Source organism: Pseudomonas sp. B21-023 (genome assembly GCF_024749165.1).
Taxonomy (GTDB): Bacteria; Pseudomonadota; Gammaproteobacteria; order Pseudomonadales; family Pseudomonadaceae; genus Aquipseudomonas.
In genome coordinates, this window is sequence record NZ_CP087190.1 from 5,377,856 (window position 1) to 5,392,417 (window position 14,562).

The 14,562-nt window shown below is 64.7% G+C and carries 17 protein-coding genes; 10 read left to right on the plus strand and 7 right to left on the minus strand.

Going from position 1 to position 14,562, the window contains the following annotated elements:
• The gene (locus tag LOY42_RS24330; RefSeq protein WP_258599569.1) at positions 1 to 1,092 is read left to right on the plus strand and encodes an anhydro-N-acetylmuramic acid kinase; all 1,092 of its coding nucleotides are present in this window, start codon (positions 1 to 3) and stop codon (positions 1,090 to 1,092) included.
• Positions 1,093 to 1,138: 46 nt separating this feature from the next.
• On the opposite strand, the gene erpA is transcribed toward LOY42_RS24330, so the two are convergent.
• Together erpA and argC are read right to left on the minus strand one after the other, a co-directional pair.
• A complete protein-coding gene (gene erpA / locus LOY42_RS24335) occupies positions 1,139 to 1,489 on the minus strand; it encodes an iron-sulfur cluster insertion protein ErpA (protein WP_023629312.1) in 351 nt (116 codons plus the stop codon).
• A 145-nt stretch (positions 1,490 to 1,634) separates the two neighbouring features.
• Positions 1,635 to 2,669: an N-acetyl-gamma-glutamyl-phosphate reductase gene (gene argC, locus LOY42_RS24340; protein ID WP_258599570.1), complete on the minus strand. Its 1,035-nt coding sequence runs from the start codon at positions 2,667 to 2,669 to the stop codon at positions 1,635 to 1,637.
• Between the two features lie 140 nt (positions 2,670 to 2,809).
• Here argC and hemJ point away from each other — a divergent pair, with 140 nt between their 5' ends.
• The 7 genes from hemJ to LOY42_RS24375 all read left to right on the plus strand — a co-directional run bounded on the left by hemJ (position 2,810) and on the right by LOY42_RS24375 (position 7,649).
• Positions 2,810 to 3,235 carry a protoporphyrinogen oxidase HemJ gene (gene hemJ, locus LOY42_RS24345; protein WP_139668099.1) on the plus strand — a complete coding sequence of 142 codons (426 nt, stop codon included), beginning with the start codon at positions 2,810 to 2,812 and terminating at the stop codon, positions 3,233 to 3,235.
• Positions 3,236 to 3,264: 29 nt separating this feature from the next.
• Positions 3,265 to 4,221 carry a nitronate monooxygenase family protein gene (locus LOY42_RS24350; RefSeq protein WP_139668097.1) on the plus strand — a complete coding sequence of 319 codons (957 nt, stop codon included), beginning with the start codon at positions 3,265 to 3,267 and terminating at the stop codon, positions 4,219 to 4,221.
• 51 nt (positions 4,222 to 4,272) lie between these two features.
• Positions 4,273 to 5,055 (plus strand): SDR family oxidoreductase, encoded by a 783-nt coding sequence (locus LOY42_RS24355; protein WP_139668095.1) that lies wholly within the window; start codon positions 4,273 to 4,275, stop codon positions 5,053 to 5,055.
• Between the two features lie 64 nt (positions 5,056 to 5,119).
• Positions 5,120 to 5,458: a histidine triad nucleotide-binding protein gene (locus LOY42_RS24360; RefSeq protein WP_139668093.1), complete on the plus strand. Its 339-nt coding sequence runs from the start codon at positions 5,120 to 5,122 to the stop codon at positions 5,456 to 5,458.
• Positions 5,459 to 5,524: 66 nt separating this feature from the next.
• The gene (coq7, locus tag LOY42_RS24365; RefSeq protein WP_023629307.1) at positions 5,525 to 6,172 is read left to right on the plus strand and encodes a 2-polyprenyl-3-methyl-6-methoxy-1,4-benzoquinone monooxygenase; all 648 of its coding nucleotides are present in this window, start codon (positions 5,525 to 5,527) and stop codon (positions 6,170 to 6,172) included.
• Between the two features lie 11 nt (positions 6,173 to 6,183).
• A complete protein-coding gene (locus tag LOY42_RS24370; protein WP_139668091.1) occupies positions 6,184 to 7,221 on the plus strand; it encodes a DUF2157 domain-containing protein in 1,038 nt (345 codons plus the stop codon).
• A gap of 14 nt (positions 7,222 to 7,235) precedes the next feature.
• Positions 7,236 to 7,649 (plus strand): hypothetical protein, encoded by a 414-nt coding sequence (locus LOY42_RS24375; protein WP_256659215.1) that lies wholly within the window; start codon positions 7,236 to 7,238, stop codon positions 7,647 to 7,649.
• Positions 7,650 to 7,669: 20 nt separating this feature from the next.
• Here the strand turns inward: LOY42_RS24375 and LOY42_RS24380 are convergent, their stop codons facing one another.
• Positions 7,670 to 8,092 (minus strand): OsmC family protein, encoded by a 423-nt coding sequence (locus LOY42_RS24380; protein WP_023532673.1) that lies wholly within the window; start codon positions 8,090 to 8,092, stop codon positions 7,670 to 7,672.
• A 190-nt stretch (positions 8,093 to 8,282) separates the two neighbouring features.
• Here LOY42_RS24380 and crp point away from each other — a divergent pair, with 190 nt between their 5' ends.
• Positions 8,283 to 8,927, plus strand: coding sequence for a cAMP-activated global transcriptional regulator CRP (gene crp / locus LOY42_RS24385; protein WP_110697544.1), 645 nt, complete (start codon positions 8,283 to 8,285; stop codon positions 8,925 to 8,927).
• Here crp and LOY42_RS24390 read toward each other — a convergent pair.
• The 4 genes from LOY42_RS24390 to LOY42_RS24405 form a co-directional block, all read right to left on the minus strand.
• Complete coding sequence (locus LOY42_RS24390) at positions 8,924 to 9,628, minus strand: lipoyl protein ligase domain-containing protein (protein WP_258599571.1); 705 nt, start codon at positions 9,626 to 9,628, stop codon at positions 8,924 to 8,926. The genes crp and LOY42_RS24390 overlap by 4 nt on opposite strands.
• A gap of 149 nt (positions 9,629 to 9,777) precedes the next feature.
• The gene (gene trpC / locus LOY42_RS24395; RefSeq protein ID WP_139668088.1) at positions 9,778 to 10,611 is read right to left on the minus strand and encodes an indole-3-glycerol phosphate synthase TrpC; all 834 of its coding nucleotides are present in this window, start codon (positions 10,609 to 10,611) and stop codon (positions 9,778 to 9,780) included.
• Entirely contained in the window at positions 10,608 to 11,657 is a 1,050-nt protein-coding gene (gene trpD / locus LOY42_RS24400; RefSeq protein WP_102685216.1) for an anthranilate phosphoribosyltransferase, read from the minus strand. The genes trpC and trpD overlap by 4 nt, the downstream gene beginning before the upstream one ends.
• Before the next feature lie 9 nt (positions 11,658 to 11,666).
• Positions 11,667 to 12,260, minus strand: coding sequence for an aminodeoxychorismate/anthranilate synthase component II (locus tag LOY42_RS24405; RefSeq protein ID WP_046857364.1), 594 nt, complete (start codon positions 12,258 to 12,260; stop codon positions 11,667 to 11,669).
• Positions 12,261 to 12,633: 373 nt separating this feature from the next.
• On the opposite strand from LOY42_RS24405, the gene estP reads away from it, so the two are divergent.
• Positions 12,634 to 14,535: an esterase EstP gene (gene estP, locus LOY42_RS24410; RefSeq protein ID WP_309475174.1), complete on the plus strand. Its 1,902-nt coding sequence runs from the start codon at positions 12,634 to 12,636 to the stop codon at positions 14,533 to 14,535.
• Positions 14,536 to 14,562 lie beyond the last annotated feature (27 nt).

Genomic DNA, 14,562 nt, shown 5'->3' on the forward strand with positions numbered 1-14,562 from the left:
ATGGCGCTCTACCTGGGGGTGATGTCCGGCACCAGCCTCGATGGGCTGGACATCGCCCTGATCGAGCAAGACGAGCAGCTGCGGCTGCTCGCCACCCACTACATCCCCATGCCCGTCGACCTGCGCCAGGACCTGCTCGGCCTCTGCGCCAGCGGCCCCGACGAGATCGCCCGTGCCGCCCTTGCCGAGAACCGCTGGGCCACACTGGCCGCCCAGGGCATCAACCACCTGCTGGACGCCCAAGGCCTGGGCCCCGAGGCCATTCGCGCCATCGGCAGCCACGGCCAGACTGTTCGCCATGAGCCGGCCCGCGGCTTCACCGTGCAGATCGGCAACCCCGCCCTGCTGGCCGAACTCACCGGCATCTGCGTGGTGGGCGACTTCCGCCGCCGCGACGTGGCGGCAGGCGGCCAGGGCGCTCCCCTGGTACCGGCATTTCACGAGGCCTTGTTCGGGCATCTCGGCCAGTGCCTGGCGATCCTCAACGTAGGCGGTTTCAGCAACCTCAGCCTGGTCGAGCGGGACCAACCGGTACATGGCTTCGACTGCGGGCCGGGCAATGTGTTGCTGGATGCCTGGATCGAGCGCAAGCAAGGCCAGGCCTTTGATGCCAATGGCGCCTGGGCGGCCAGCGGCTGCGTGCAGCACGGCCTGTTGAACGCGCTGCTGAGCGATCCATTCTTCGCCGGCAGCGGCCCGAAGAGCACCGGACGCGAGGTGTTCAACCTGCCATGGCTGGATGCCCACCTGGCCCGGCTACCCGCTTATCGCGACGAAGACGTCCAAGCCACGCTGCTGGAGCTGACGGCCCACACCATCATCGACTCGCTACGCCAGGCTCAGTCAGGGACTGAAGCCCTACTGGTCTGCGGTGGTGGCGCCCGCAACGGCGTCCTCATGGCTCGCCTGGCCGCCCTGCTGCCTGGGGCGAAGGTTGCCAGCACCGCCGCGCATGGCGTGGACCCCGACTGGGTGGAGGCCATGGCCTTCGCGTGGCTGGCCCATTGCTGCCTGGAAGGCATTCCCGCCAATCGGCCCAGTGTGACCGCCGCCAGAGGCCTGCGTATCCTCGGCGCGATCTACCCCGCCTGAATGCAAAACGCCGCGCAAATGCGCGGCGTTTTTTTGCCCGACCTGATCAGATCGAGAACGACGAACCGCAACCGCAGGTGGTGGTGGCGTTCGGGTTCTTGATCACGAAGCGCGAGCCTTCCAGCCCCTCCTGGTAATCCACCTCGGCGCCGGCCAGGTACTGGTAGCTCATCGGGTCGACGACCAGTGCAACGCCTTCGCGCTCGACGATGGTGTCGTCATCGGCCACGTCCTCATCGAAGGTGAAGCCGTACTGGAAGCCCGAGCAACCGCCGCCGGTCACGAACACACGCAGCTTCAGCCGGTCGTTGCCCTCTTCGCTGACCAAGGTCTTCACCTTGTGCGCAGCCCCGGGGGTGAACTCCAAAGCCGTGGGGGTGAAGGATTCGACGCTCATGTTGATTCTCCCGGCGCAGTGCCGCCATAAAACTCGATGGGGCGTATTATCCGCTTGTCCGAGAAAATCGGTCAAGAATTGTGCGGCTTTAGTCGGCCCCACGAAAAAGGCCCGCACGCGGCGGGCCTTGGCGACGTACGCTGGCTTACGGCAGCAGGCCCGCGTGGGACAGGCCCATGCGTTCATCCAGGCCGAACAGGATGTTGAGGTTCTGCACCGCCTGGCCCGACGCGCCCTTGACCAGGTTGTCGATCACCGACAGCACCACCACCAGGTCACCGCCCTGCGGCCGGTGCACGGCGATGCGGCAGACGTTGGCACCGCGCACGCTGCGGGTTTCCGGGTGGCTGCCGGCGGGCATCACGTCGACGAACGGTTCATTGGCATAGCGCTTCTCGAACAGCGCCTGCAGGTCGACAGACGTGTCGGCGACCGTCGCATAGAGCGTGGCATGGATGCCGCGGATCATCGGCGTCAGGTGCGGCACGAAGGTCAGGCCGATATCCTTGCCGGCTGCCTGGCGCAGGCCCTGGCTGATCTCCGGCAGATGACGATGCCCTTTGACCGCGTATGCTTTCATGCTTTCACCAGCCTCGCAGAACAGCGAGCCGACAGCGGCACCACGCCCGGCACCGCTGACGCCCGACTTGCAGTCGGCGATCAGCCGCGACGGATCGGCCAAGCCAGTCTCCAGAAGGGGCAGGAAGCCGAGCTGGGTGGCGGTCGGATAGCAACCCGGCACCGCGATCAGCTGCGCCTGGCGGATCTTCTCGCGATTCACCTCAGGTAAACCGTAGACCGCGTCCTTGAGCAACTCTGGGGCGCCGTGAGGCTGGCCGTACCACTTGCCCCACTCGACAGCGTCCTGCAGGCGGAAGTCGGCGGACAGGTCGATGACCTTGGTCCCGGCGGCCAGCAGCTCGCCGGCCAAGGCGTGGGCGACACCATGGGGCGTGGCGAAGAACACCACATCGCAGGCCGCCAGGGTCTTGCTGTCCGGAACGCTGAACGCCAGGCCGTCGTAGTGGCCGCGCAGGTTCGGATACATGTCGGCAACCGCCACGCCCGCCTCGGAGCGCGAAGTGATGACCGCCACTTCGGCCTGTGGGTGCTGCGCCAGCAGACGCAGCAGTTCGACACCGGTGTAACCCGTGCCGCCGACGATACCGACCTTGATCATGACGCTTGCCCCTTATCAACGAGACCACTGGAAAGCGCACGATAATAGGGGGCCAAGGCGCCTGTAACAACTCTTGGGATGACCCTTCGGCCCCTTGGCCTCTACTATCTGACGACCGTGAAAACCTGAAGGAACTCCCCATGCTCTATCTATGGATCAAGGCGCTGCATATCGTCAGCGTGGTCTGCTGGTTCGCCGGCCTGTTCTACCTGCCACGGCTGTTCGTCTATCACGCCCAGAGCCAGGACAGCATCAGCCTCGAGCGCTTCGTGACCATGGAGCGCAAGCTGTACCGGGGCATCATGAACCCGGCGATGATCGCCACCTATGTGTTTGGCGGCTGGATGCTGTACCTGAACCCCGGCTGGCTGAGCCAGGGCTGGCTGCACGCCAAGCTCACCCTGGTCGCGCTGCTCACCGTCTACCATCACATGTGCGGCGCCCAGCGCAAACGCTTCGCCGCCGGCACCAATACCCGCAGCCACGTGTACTACCGCTGGTTCAACGAAGCACCGGTGCTGATGCTGCTGGGCATCGTAATTCTCGTGGTGGTCAAACCGTTCTGACGATATCCACCGCCTACAGGAGTTTCACCATGTCCCTGCCCGCCTCGCTCGCAAAACACCTGCGCCTGCCTCTGGTCGCGGCGCCGATGTTCCTGATCTCCAACCCCCGGCTTGTGCTGGCCTGTTGCGCCAATGGCGTGGTGGGCAGCTTCCCGGCCCTGAACCAGCGTGACAGTGCAGGGTTCAAGGCCTGGCTGGAGGAGATCGATGCAGGGCTGGCCGAACTGCAGGCACCCGCACCCTATGCGGTCAATCTCATCGTGCACCCGAGCAACCCGCGTCTGCCGGCCGACCTCGCACTGTGCGTCGAGCATCGGGTCCCCATCGTCATCACCAGCCTTGGCGCAGTGAAGGAGGTGGTCGACGCGGTGCACGGCTATGGCGGCCTGGTGTTCCATGACGTGACCACCCGCCGCCACGCAGAGAAGGCCGCAGAGGCAGGTGTCGACGGGCTGATCGCCGTGGCGGCCGGGGCCGGGGGCCATGCCGGCACCTGGAGTCCGTTCGCCCTGGTTGCGGAGATCCGCCAGTTCTTCGACAAGACCCTGCTGCTGGCGGGCTGCCTCAACCATGGCCACGAACTGCTGGCCGCGCAATTGCTGGGGGCGGACCTGGGCTACATGGGCACACGCTTCATCGCTACCCGCGAGAGCCAGGCCCAGGACGCCTACAAGCAGATGATCCTGGGCGCTGGTGCGGCCGATATCGTGCATACCCCGGCGGTGTCCGGCATCCCCGCCAGCTTCCTGCGCCAGAGCCTAGAGCAGGCCGGGTACGACCTGGCCGCACTCAAGAGCAGCCACGAGACCGGCAAGCTCAAGCCGCTGGACGATGAAGCCAAGGCCTGGAAGACCGTGTGGTCAGCCGGCCAGGGTGTCGGCGAAATCCATGACCTGCCCACGGCCGGTGACCTGATCGGGCGCTTGCAGGACGAATACCGAGCGGCCCTCGAACGCAGCCAGCAGCTGCGCAGCAACGCCTTGTAGCAAAACGGCCACGCTGTACACTAGGCGCCCCTTTCGCCCCAGGAGCCTTGCATGACCCGTTACGCCATGATCACTGGTGCTTCCAGCGGCCTGGGCCTGGCCCTGGCGGAGGCTCTGGCACGGCGCGGGCGCAACCTGATCCTGGTGGCACGCCAGCGCGAAACGCTGGAGCCGGTGGCCATCGAACTCACCCAACGCTTTGGCGTGGAAGTGCTGTTCCGTGCCTGCGACCTCAGCCAACCCTTGCGCCTGTCGGGCTTCGTGCTTGAGCTGGAGGAAGGCGAGCGGCGTATCGACCTTCTGGTCAACTGCGCGGGGCAGCGCACCTACGGGCCATTCCTGGCGCATGAATGGGCCGATGAGCAGGACCTGCTCGAGGTCAACATCCTCGCGCTCAGTCGCCTGTGCCATGCCATCGGCAACCTGATGGCGATCCAAGGTGGCGGGCAGATCCTCAATGTCGCGGGACTTGCCGGCGTCACCCCCGGGCCGTGGATGGCTGCCTATGCGGCCAGCAAGGCCTATGTGCTGAGTTTTTCCGAGGCGTTGCGCGAAGAGCTGAAACGTACCGGGATCAAGGTATCGGTGCTGTGCCCCGGACCGGTGCGCTCAGCCAGACGTCGCATTCCCCGGCTGGAAGGCAACACCCGCTGCCTGAGTCCCGAAGAAATCGCCCTGTATACAGTGCGCGCCCTGGACAAGAACCGCGCTCTGATCCTGCCTGGTCGGCGCAACCGCTGGCTGGCCTTCGCCCCACGCCTGCTGCCGCGCTGGCTGGCACGCAAGCTGGCCGGAGTGATCCACCGCCGCTATTGTCCGATCGGCATGGAATAGCCACTGGGCGAGCAGCGCGGGGCTCAGTACACTCAGCCCGGACACTCACCATGGAGCAAGTGCTGTGGAGACTATCTTCACCAAGATCATCAACCGGGAGATCCCGGCAAAGATCATCTACGAGGACGACCAGGTTCTGGCCTTCCACGATATCGCCCCCCAAGCGCCAGTGCATTTTCTGGTCATTCCGAAAAAAGCCATCCGCACCCTCAACGACCTGACCGAAGCGGATAAAAGCCTGGCTGGCCACATACTGTTCACCGCCCAGCGCCTAGCCAGGGAACTCGGCTGTGAAGAGGGCTTCCGCGTGGTGATGAACTGCAACGAGTTGGGCGGCCAGACCGTCTACCACATCCACATGCACGTGCTTGGCCAGCGCCAGATGCACTGGCCGCCGGGCTGATCCAAGGCAAGCCCGCCCAAGGGTATTGAGGTAGACTGTCGGGCATCACTTCAGCGGAGGTGCCCGATGGCTACCGAACGTCACTACTCGCCGCTCGACCGCTTGTTGCTGCAGGCCGATACCGCCATGCGCACCTTGCTGCCCTTCAGCGGCCAACCCGCCCGCCCCTCGCCGGCCATCGTCCAGCCGGACGCCGAGCTCGATGAGCAGCAGTCCCGCCATATCGCCGGCCTGATGCGCATCAACCACACCGGCGAAGTCTGCGCCCAGGCGCTGTACCAAGGCCAGGCCCTGACCGCCAAGCTGCCCCAGGTGCGCAAGGCCATGGAGCATGCTGCCGAAGAAGAAATCGACCACCTGGCCTGGTGCGAGCAACGTATTCGCCAGCTGAATAGCCACCCCAGCGTGCTCAACCCGGTGTTCTACGGCCTGTCGTTCGGCATCGGCGCCCTCGCCGGGCTGGTCAGCGACAAGGTCAGCCTGGGCTTCGTCGCCGCCACCGAGCATCAGGTGTGCAAGCACCTGGACGAACACCTGGAGCAGATCCCCGAGAACGACGGCAAGTCCCGCGCCATCCTCGAACAGATGCGCGTCGACGAGGAACACCATGCCGAGTCCGCGCTGGAAGCCGGCGGCTACCGCTTCCCGGCGCCCGTGCGCTTTGGCATGAGCCTGCTGGCCAAGGTCATGACCAAGAGCACCTACCGTATCTGAGGTTTCCCCGCATGGACCGCTTCAACGCCAGGGACCTGGCTCGCGCCGTGACTGCCGGCATCCTGCAGCCCGGCCAAGACCAGGCCCTGCTGGCGTTCCTGCGCCAGCAACCGCCCAGCCGTGCCAGCTTCCAGCTGGCCCACGTCGCCTTCTACCTGGGCGCGCTGCTGATCATGGGCGCCATGGGCTGGATGCTCACCGAGGCCTGGATGCGCATCGGCGACGGCGCGCTGCTGGCTTTCGCCTTGCTGTATATCGTCGGTATCACCCTGTTCGCCCTCTCCCTGCAGCGTCGCGCCCAACCCATTGCCGCAGGCGTGCTGGCGGCTGTGGCCGTAAGCATCGTGCCGTTGGCGGTATTCGCCATCGAGCGGTTGGTCGGCTGGTGGCCGCTGAACGACATCAGAGGTGGCTACGACTGGTACTTCACCCATGTACAGGGTGGCTGGGTGGTGATGGAGGTGGCGACGGTACTCGCCGGCCTGCTGATGCTGCGCCTGATTCCCTTCCCGTTCATCGTCATGCCGATTGCCGTGGCGCTGTGGTTCATGTCCATGGACCTCAGCGAATGGTTCCACGGCGAGGTATTCACCTGGGAGCAACGGCGCACGGTATCGCTGTGGTTCGGCCTTGGCCTGCTGCTGGTGTTCCTCGTGGTCGACGGGCGCACCAAGCGCGACTATGCCTTCTGGGGTTATCTCGCCGGGCTGGCGGCATTCTGGGGTGGGTTGACGCTGATGAACAGCGCCAGTGAATGGGGCAAATTCCTCTATTGCCTGATCAACCTGGGACTGATGGGCCTGGCGGTGTTGCTGCGCCGGCCGGTATTCATGGTCTTTGGCGCGATGGGCGTGGCGGTCTACCTCGGGCATCTTTCCCACGAGGTGTTCGCCGATTCGCTGTTGTTCCCGGTGGTACTCAGCTTGATCGGCCTGGGTGTGATCGCCCTGGGCGTGCTCTACCAGAAACGCCGCGAGGCAATGAGCGAGCAGCTTCGAGCAAGATTGCCCGCCGGCCTGTTGCAGTGGCTGCCAGCGCTGCGTCGTTGATCATGCGCTTGGCGATGACCCGATTGCTGCAGAGCCTGGCGCTGGCCCTGGTCGCCTACCTGTTCGTCTGCCTGATGCTCGCCAGCGTCGGGCAAGATCCTTTCAGCCTGGAGCTGCCAACGCTCACCGACCCCGAAAGCAACAGCACCGTCGAACTGTTGCTGGGTACATTACCCGGGCAATTGCTGTTCCTGCTGCTCGGTGGCTTTGTTGTCAGCCGCCGGTTGCTGGTCGGCATGTTCGTACTGGCCGGCATCATCACGGCGTGGCTGCAGTGCGCGCTGTTTGCCGAGCACTTCGGCACCACCTGGAGCAACCTTGAAATCCTCATGTTGCTCGGCGTGAATACGCCGTGGCTGTTGCTCGCTCTGGTCCCCGGGCTGGTGTTGCTGCTGGGCGCCGAACGCCTGCGCCAGCAAAGCGCCTGACGGTCAGGCGCCAGGGGCTTTCAACCGAGCTCGACGATTTCGTAACCGTGGGTGATCTCCACACCGGCACGCTCGAGCATGATCGACGCCGAGCAGTACTTCTCGGCCGACAGTTCCACTGCGCGCTTGACCTGCGCCTCTTTCAGCCCTCGCCCTTTGACCACGAAGTTCATGTGGATCTTGGTGAACACCTTGGGGTCTTCACCGGCACGCTCGGCTTCGAGGAAGGCTTCGCAGCTCTCCACGGCCTGGCGGGATTTCTTGAGGATGCTGACCACGTCGAAGCTGCTGCAGCCACCCAGGCCAAGCAGGAGCATTTCCATCGGGCGCACGCCCAGGTTGCGGCCTCCTGCTTCGGGGGGCCCGTCCATGACCACGACGTGGCCACTCCCCGACTCGCCGAGGAACATCGCTTCACCGGCCCACTGGATGCGTGCCTTCATCAATCCGGACTCCCGATCTCGTAAAAGGGTGTCAGCTTAGACCTTGTGAGGCTGTCGGAAAAGCTCAAGCCGCGGCGCTTTTGTGCCGATTCAAGTTGAAGTGTCTGATAAGCTGGCGCCAAATGACTGGCGCATGCTGCCAGGCAGCCTCTATAAAAAGCCAATGCGTCGCATCGAACAGGATTTCGTGATGGTCTCCTCAGCCCTGCCACCCAAGATCAAGAACATCGACAAGCTGCTGGCCCACTGCCAGCGCCGTCGCTACGCCGCCAAGAGCAACATTATCTGCGCGGGTGACCGGGCCGAGACCTTGTCGTTCATCATCAAGGGCTCGGTGACCATCCTTATCGAGGACGACGACGGCCATGAGATGATCATCGCCTACCTCAACAGCGGCGACTTCTTCGGCGAGCTGGGGCTGTTCGAGCCGGTCGGTCAGGAGCATCAGCGCAGCGCCTGGGTCCGCGCCAAGACCGAGTGCGAAGTGGCCGAGATCGGTTACGACAAGTTCCGCGAGCTGGCGCGCCTGGAGCCGGACATCCTCTACGCCCTGGGCAGCCAGATGGCCCAGCGCCTGCGCAACACCACGCGCAAGGTCGGCGACCTGGCGTTCTTCGACGTTACCGGCCGCGTCGCCCGCTGCCTGCTCGACCTGTGCAAGCAGCCTGATGCCATGACCCACCCCGATGGCATGCAGATCAAGATCACCCGCCAGGAGATCGGCCGTATCGTCGGTTGTTCACGGGAGATGGTCGGCCGCGTGCTAAAGGACCTCGAGGAACGCAGCCTGGTGCAGGTCAAGGGCAAGACCATGGTGGTCTACGGCACCCGTTAGTCTGTTGGCAGCGCCGCGAGCACCTGCGCATAAGCCTGGTTCAGACGCTCGCACCAGGGCGCGGCGGGTGCCACTTCGTGCAGGGCAATATGGCTGTCGGCGCGGCAGCGCTGCGGCAGATCGCAGCATTCATTGAAGCGGTTGACCGCCGCGACCATCGATTCGCGCTCGTTGTCCAGTAACAACGCACCATGCACCAGCACCACCGGCCGTTTGCCGCCCAGGCCCTGACGCCAGCGCTGGGCCGTGCCGACCAGCTTGCGGCCATTGAGGTTGACATTGTAGCGGCCATCACAGAAGGCGCCGTCGATCTCGCCCACCGAGGCCACACCGCCCCATTCGCGCAAGACATCGCACAGCGGCAGGCACAGCCGCTCGTAGGCGTTCTCGATGCGGCCATGGTCACCTTCGCTGCGCGGCGCGACGTAGACCAGTGCCACGTTCACGGTTGCATGGGATTGCGGCACAGGCTCGCCACCGGTTTCGCGCAGCAGCACCGGCCAACCGGCAATGGCCAGTTCGGCGCAGGCAGCCTCGAAGTTATCCAGGCGACTCATGCGACGGGGCATGACCAGGGCATGGTCGGTAGGACGCCAGAACAATACACCGGATTCGCGCTCGCCACGGCAGACGGCGGCCAGCAGGTCCTGCTCGGCATGCAGGCCTTGTTCAACGGTGAGGGCTAGAGGTTGATCGCTCATCGAGCCACCTTGCGTGTTGGATTCACCGGCCTCATCGCGGGGCAAGCCCGCTCCCACGCCAATACGGGACAACGTGGGAGCGGGCTTGCCCCGCGATGAGGCCGGTACAGGTATGAAAAAGCCGGCAAAAACGCCGGCTTTCGGTTCGATCAGTCCAGTTGCTGAACAGTCTTCTTCACTTGCTCGGGGAAGAACAGCCGCTGCAGCTCCAGCCCTGGCTGCTCTGCGCGCATGAACGCCTCGCCGACCAGGAAGGAGTACACCTCGTTGATTTCCATCAGCTCGACATCGGCCCGGTTGAGGATGCCGCTTTCGGTAATCGCCAGACGGTCACGCGGGATGCGCGGCAGCAGATCGAGGGTGGTTTCCAGGCTGACCTCGAAGGTATGCAGGTTGCGATTGTTGACCCCGACCAGCGGTGTATCGAGGGTCTTCAGCGCACGCTCCAGTTCATCGCCGTCATGCACTTCGACCAGCACGTCGAGGCCGACGTCCTTGGCCGTGGCCGCCAGCTCCGCCATTTTCACGTCGTCTAGCGCCGACACGATCAACAGCACGCAGTCGGCACCCAAGGCGCGGGCCTCGACGATCTGATAAGGATCGACCATGAAGTCCTTGCGGATCACCGGCAGCGAAACGGCGGCACGCGCCTGCTGCAGGTAGATGTCAGCGCCCTGGAAGTAGTCCACGTCGGTCAGCACCGACAGGCAGGTTGCGCCACCCCTCTCATAGCTGACGGCAATTTCCGCCGGCGCGAAGTTTTCGCGGATCACGCCCTTGCTCGGCGAAGCCTTCTTGATTTCGGCGATGACCGCCGGCTGCTTGCGCCTGGCCTGCTCGATCAGGGCATTGGCAAAGCCACGCGGGGCATCGGCCGCCTTGGCCAGGCGCTCGAGCTCACCCAGGCTGACCCGCGCGCTGCGCTCGGCCACTTCCTGGAACTTGCGGGCGATGATCCTTTCCAGCACCGTCGGTACACTCATGCTTCGTTCTCCACCTTGAATACCGCGGTAAAGGCGCCCAGCTCCTGGAGTTTTTCCCAGGCCAAGCCGGTGTGCAGGACATCGTGAGCCAGCTCGACACCCTGGGCCAGGGTCATCGCGTGATCAGCGGCATACAGCGCCGCGCCAGCGTTGAGCACGATCATCTCGGCGGCCTTCTGGCCGTTCTCGGTCTTGCGCCGACCCAGGGCATCGCGGATCAGTTCCAGCGAGGCCTGCGGGCCCTCGACCGCCAGGCCATGGAGGCTCTGGCTCTTCATGCCGAGGTCTTCCGGCTCGACCCAATACTCGGTGATCTGGTCGTTCTTCAGTTCAGCGACAAAGGTTGGCGCAGCCAGGCTGAACTCGTCCAGGCCATCCTTGGAGTGCACCACCAGCACATGCTTGCTCCCCATGCGCTGCAGCACTTCGGCCAATGGGCGGCACAGGGCCTGGGTGAACACGCCGACCACCTGGTGCTTCACACCGGCCGGATTCGTAAGCGGGCCGAGCATGTTGAACAAGGTACGCAGCCCCAGTTCGCGACGCGGGCCAGCGGCGTGCTTCATCGCGGTATGGTGGGTCTGGGCGAACATGAAGCCGATACCGAGGCTGTCGATGCAGCGGGCCACCTGCACCGGGGTCAGGTTAAGGTAGATGCCGGCAGCTTCCAGCAGGTCGGCGCTGCCGCTCTTGCCGGAGACGGCGCGGTTGCCATGCTTGGCCACCGTGCAGCCCGCAGCCGCCAGCACGAAGGCCGAGGCGGTGGACACGTTGAAGATGTTGGCGCCGTCGCCACCGGTGCCGACGATGTCGACCACGCCGTCGAGGGTCTTGAGCTCGACCTTGTCGGCCAGCTCACGCATCACCGACACCGCGCCGACGATCTCGTCGATGCTCTCGCTCTTCATGCGCATGCCCATGAGGAAGGCGCCGATCTGCGCCTCGCTGCACTGGCCGGTCATGATCTGGCGCATGACGTCGCGCATTTCCTCGGTGGACAGGTCCAGGTGGCCGACAATGCGGCTCAAAGCGGTCTTGATTTCCATGATCGGTCCTTAACGGCGTCCGCCGGTCTGCTTGAGGAAGTTGGCGAACAGCTCGTGTCCCTGCTCGGTGAGGATGGATTCCGGATGGAACTGTACCCCCTCCACGTTCAGGGTTTTATGACGCAGGCCCATGATCTCGTCGACGGAGCCGTCTTCATGCGCGGTCCAGGCGGTCACTTCCAGGCAGTCGGGCAACGTGTCGCGCTTGACCACCAGCGAGTGGTAGCGGGTCACGGTGAGCGGATTGTTCAGGCCAGCGAACACACCCAGGTCGCGGTGGAACACCGGGCTGGTCTTGCCGTGCATCACCTGGCGGGCACGCACCACGTCACCGCCATAGGCCTGGCCGATGGACTGGTGGCCCAGGCACACGCCGAGGATCGGCAGCTTGCCGGCAAAGTGCAGGATGGCCTCGATGGACACACCGGCCTCGCTCGGCGTGCAGGGGCCCGGGGAGACGACGATGCGTTCGGGGTTCAGGGCTTCGATCTGGGCGATGGTCATTTCGTCATTGCGAATGACCTTGACCTCGGCACCGAGCTCGCCGAGGTACTGCACGACGTTGTAGGTGAAGGAGTCGTAGTTGTCGATCATCAGTAACATCTGGAACGAACCTCTTGAATACTGACTTTTGATTCGAGCCTTCCCTGCTGCCATGGGCGCGGGAAAATTCCGCGGTGAGCGGCGGGTAAAGCGAAAGGAAGGCAAACAAGAGCGGGCCGGGCATGCCGGCAAGAGATAAAGTCAGGCGCGCCAACGCCAACGGGCGACGGCCTTGATAACGCGCATCAAGAGTTTGCTGACGATCAACACGGGGTAGGTCTCGTTCATACGTCAGGGCACAGTAGCCTACCGGGGCGACGGGCGCAATACGCCCGTAACCACGGGGAAACCAATGCGATGGTGGGCGAAGACCGGCGATTTGCTAAGGTCATGCGGCTTGCTTCGATAAAAACAACGAAAAGGATATTCATGCATGCGCAAGACTCCCTTCCTGTACTCCGCCCTCGGCATCCTCGCCCTGGCTTGCAGCCAGGCGATGGCCGGCCCCTCCCCTTATTCATCGCTCATCGTCTTCGGCGACAGCCTCAGTGATGCCGGGCAGTTTCCCGACCTGACCGGCGGCACGCCAGGCATGCGTTTCACCAACCGCGATGCCGATGGCAACTACGCGCCCGTATCGCCGATGATCCTGGGGGGCAGGCTGGGCTTTTCGGGAACTGCCCTGGGGCCCTCTACATCAGTCACCAACCAGCTACAAGGCACGCCCGACGGCAACAACTGGGCCGTCGGCGGCTACACCACCCAGCAGATCCTCGACTCGATCACCGACACTTCGAAAGCCGTCATCCCGCCCGGGCGCCCTGGCGCGGGGGTGGTTCTGCGCGAGCGTGACGGTTACCTGGCCAACGGCCTGCGCGCCGACCCCAATGCCCTGTACTACCTGACCGGTGGCGGCAACGACTTCCTCCAGGGCCTGGTCAACAGCCCCGCTACCGCTGCCGCAGCTGGCGCCCGCCTGGCGGCCAGCGCCCAGGCGCTGCAACAGGGCGGAGCGCGCTACATCATGGTCTGGCTGCTGCCAGACCTGGGACAGACACCGAACTTCAGCGGCACGCCCCAGCAAGGGCCGCTGTCGCAACTGTCCAGCGTGTTCAACCAGTCGCTGGTCAGCCAGCTCGGGCAGATCGACGCCGAGATCATCCCACTCAACATCCCCACTCTGCTGCAGGAGGCCCTCACCAGCCCCGCCCAGTTCGGCCTGGCCGCCGACCAGAACCTGGTCGGCACCTGCTACAGCGGCGACGGCTGCGTGGGCAACCCGGTCTACGGGCTGAACGGCACGACCCCGGACCCGACCCGGCTGCTGTTCAACGACTCGGTGCACCCGACCATCGCCGGCCAGCAGTTGATCGCCGACTATGCCTATTCGATCCTGGCCGCGCCGTGGGAGCTTACCCTGCTCCCGGAAATCGCCCACGCCAGTATCCGCGCCCACCAGGATGAACTGCGCAACCAGTGGCAGACCCCCTGGCAGGCCGTCGGTCAATGGCAGGCCTTCGTCGCCACCGGCGGCCAGGACCTGGACTTCGGCAGCCAGCGCAGCGCCGCCAGTGGTGACGGGCGCGGCTACAACCTGACCCTCGGCGGCAGCTACCGGCTCGACGACGCATGGCGCGTGGGGCTGGCGGCCGGCGTGTACCGGCAAAAGCTCGAGGCGGGCCAGGATGATTCGGATTACAAGCTCGACAGCTACCTGGCCAGCGCCTTCGCCCAGTTCCGCCAGGATCGCTGGTGGGCTGATGCGGCATTGACCGCCGGTCACCTGGATTACCGCGACCTCAAGCGCACCTTCGCCCTGGGTGTGAACGACCGCAGCGAGAAAGGCGACACCGATGGCGAGGCCTGGGCCGTCACCGGCCGGGTGGGCTACAACCTGGCGCCCGAGAGCAGCCACTGGCAACTGGCGCCGTTCATCAGTGCCGACTATGCGCGGGTCAAGGTCGATGGATACGACGAGAAGAGCGGCCGCTCCACGGCGCTCGGTTTCGACGACCAGGAACGTACGTCACGTCGGCTCGGGGCCGGCCTGCTGGGTAGCGTGCAACTGCTGCCGACGACGAAGCTGTTTGCCGAGGTGGCCCGCGAGCATGAGTTCGAGGACGACCAGCAGGACCTGCGCATGCACCTGACCAGCCTGCCGGCAAACGACTTCACCCTGACCGGGTATACGCCACACAGCAACCTGACCCGCGCCAGCCTGGGGCTGACCCATCAACTGGTGCCGGGGGTGAACCTGCGGGGGAACTACAATTGGCGCAAGAGTGATGAGTTGCGCCAGCAGGGCGTGAGCGTGGCGTTGAGCCTGGACTTCTAAGTTGTCGGGGCCGCGTTGCGGCCCCGA

Bases quoted from the DNA above. Each gene is read 5' to 3' on its own strand.
- LOY42_RS24330 (WP_258599569.1), top strand. From the start codon at position 1: ATGGCGCTCTACCTGGGGGTGATGTCCGGCACCAGCCTCGATGGGCTG.
- erpA (WP_023629312.1), bottom strand. From the start codon at position 1,489: ATGAGCGTCGAATCCTTCACCCCCACGGCTTTGGAGTTCACCCCCGGG.
- argC (WP_258599570.1), bottom strand. From the start codon at position 2,669: ATGATCAAGGTCGGTATCGTCGGCGGCACGGGTTACACCGGTGTCGAA.
- hemJ (WP_139668099.1), top strand. From the start codon at position 2,810: ATGCTCTATCTATGGATCAAGGCGCTGCATATCGTCAGCGTGGTCTGC.
- LOY42_RS24350 (WP_139668097.1), top strand. From the start codon at position 3,265: ATGTCCCTGCCCGCCTCGCTCGCAAAACACCTGCGCCTGCCTCTGGTC.
- LOY42_RS24355 (WP_139668095.1), top strand. From the start codon at position 4,273: ATGACCCGTTACGCCATGATCACTGGTGCTTCCAGCGGCCTGGGCCTG.
- coq7 (WP_023629307.1), top strand. From the start codon at position 5,525: ATGGCTACCGAACGTCACTACTCGCCGCTCGACCGCTTGTTGCTGCAG.
- LOY42_RS24370 (WP_139668091.1), top strand. From the start codon at position 6,184: ATGGACCGCTTCAACGCCAGGGACCTGGCTCGCGCCGTGACTGCCGGC.
- LOY42_RS24375 (WP_256659215.1), top strand. From the start codon at position 7,236: ATGACCCGATTGCTGCAGAGCCTGGCGCTGGCCCTGGTCGCCTACCTG.
- LOY42_RS24380 (WP_023532673.1), bottom strand. From the start codon at position 8,092: ATGAAGGCACGCATCCAGTGGGCCGGTGAAGCGATGTTCCTCGGCGAG.
- crp (WP_110697544.1), top strand. From the start codon at position 8,283: ATGGTCTCCTCAGCCCTGCCACCCAAGATCAAGAACATCGACAAGCTG.
- LOY42_RS24390 (WP_258599571.1), bottom strand. From the start codon at position 9,628: ATGAGCGATCAACCTCTAGCCCTCACCGTTGAACAAGGCCTGCATGCC.
- trpC (WP_139668088.1), bottom strand. From the start codon at position 10,611: ATGAGTGTACCGACGGTGCTGGAAAGGATCATCGCCCGCAAGTTCCAG.
- trpD (WP_102685216.1), bottom strand. From the start codon at position 11,657: ATGGAAATCAAGACCGCTTTGAGCCGCATTGTCGGCCACCTGGACCTG.
- LOY42_RS24405 (WP_046857364.1), bottom strand. From the start codon at position 12,260: ATGTTACTGATGATCGACAACTACGACTCCTTCACCTACAACGTCGTG.
- estP (WP_309475174.1), top strand. From the start codon at position 12,634: ATGCGCAAGACTCCCTTCCTGTACTCCGCCCTCGGCATCCTCGCCCTG.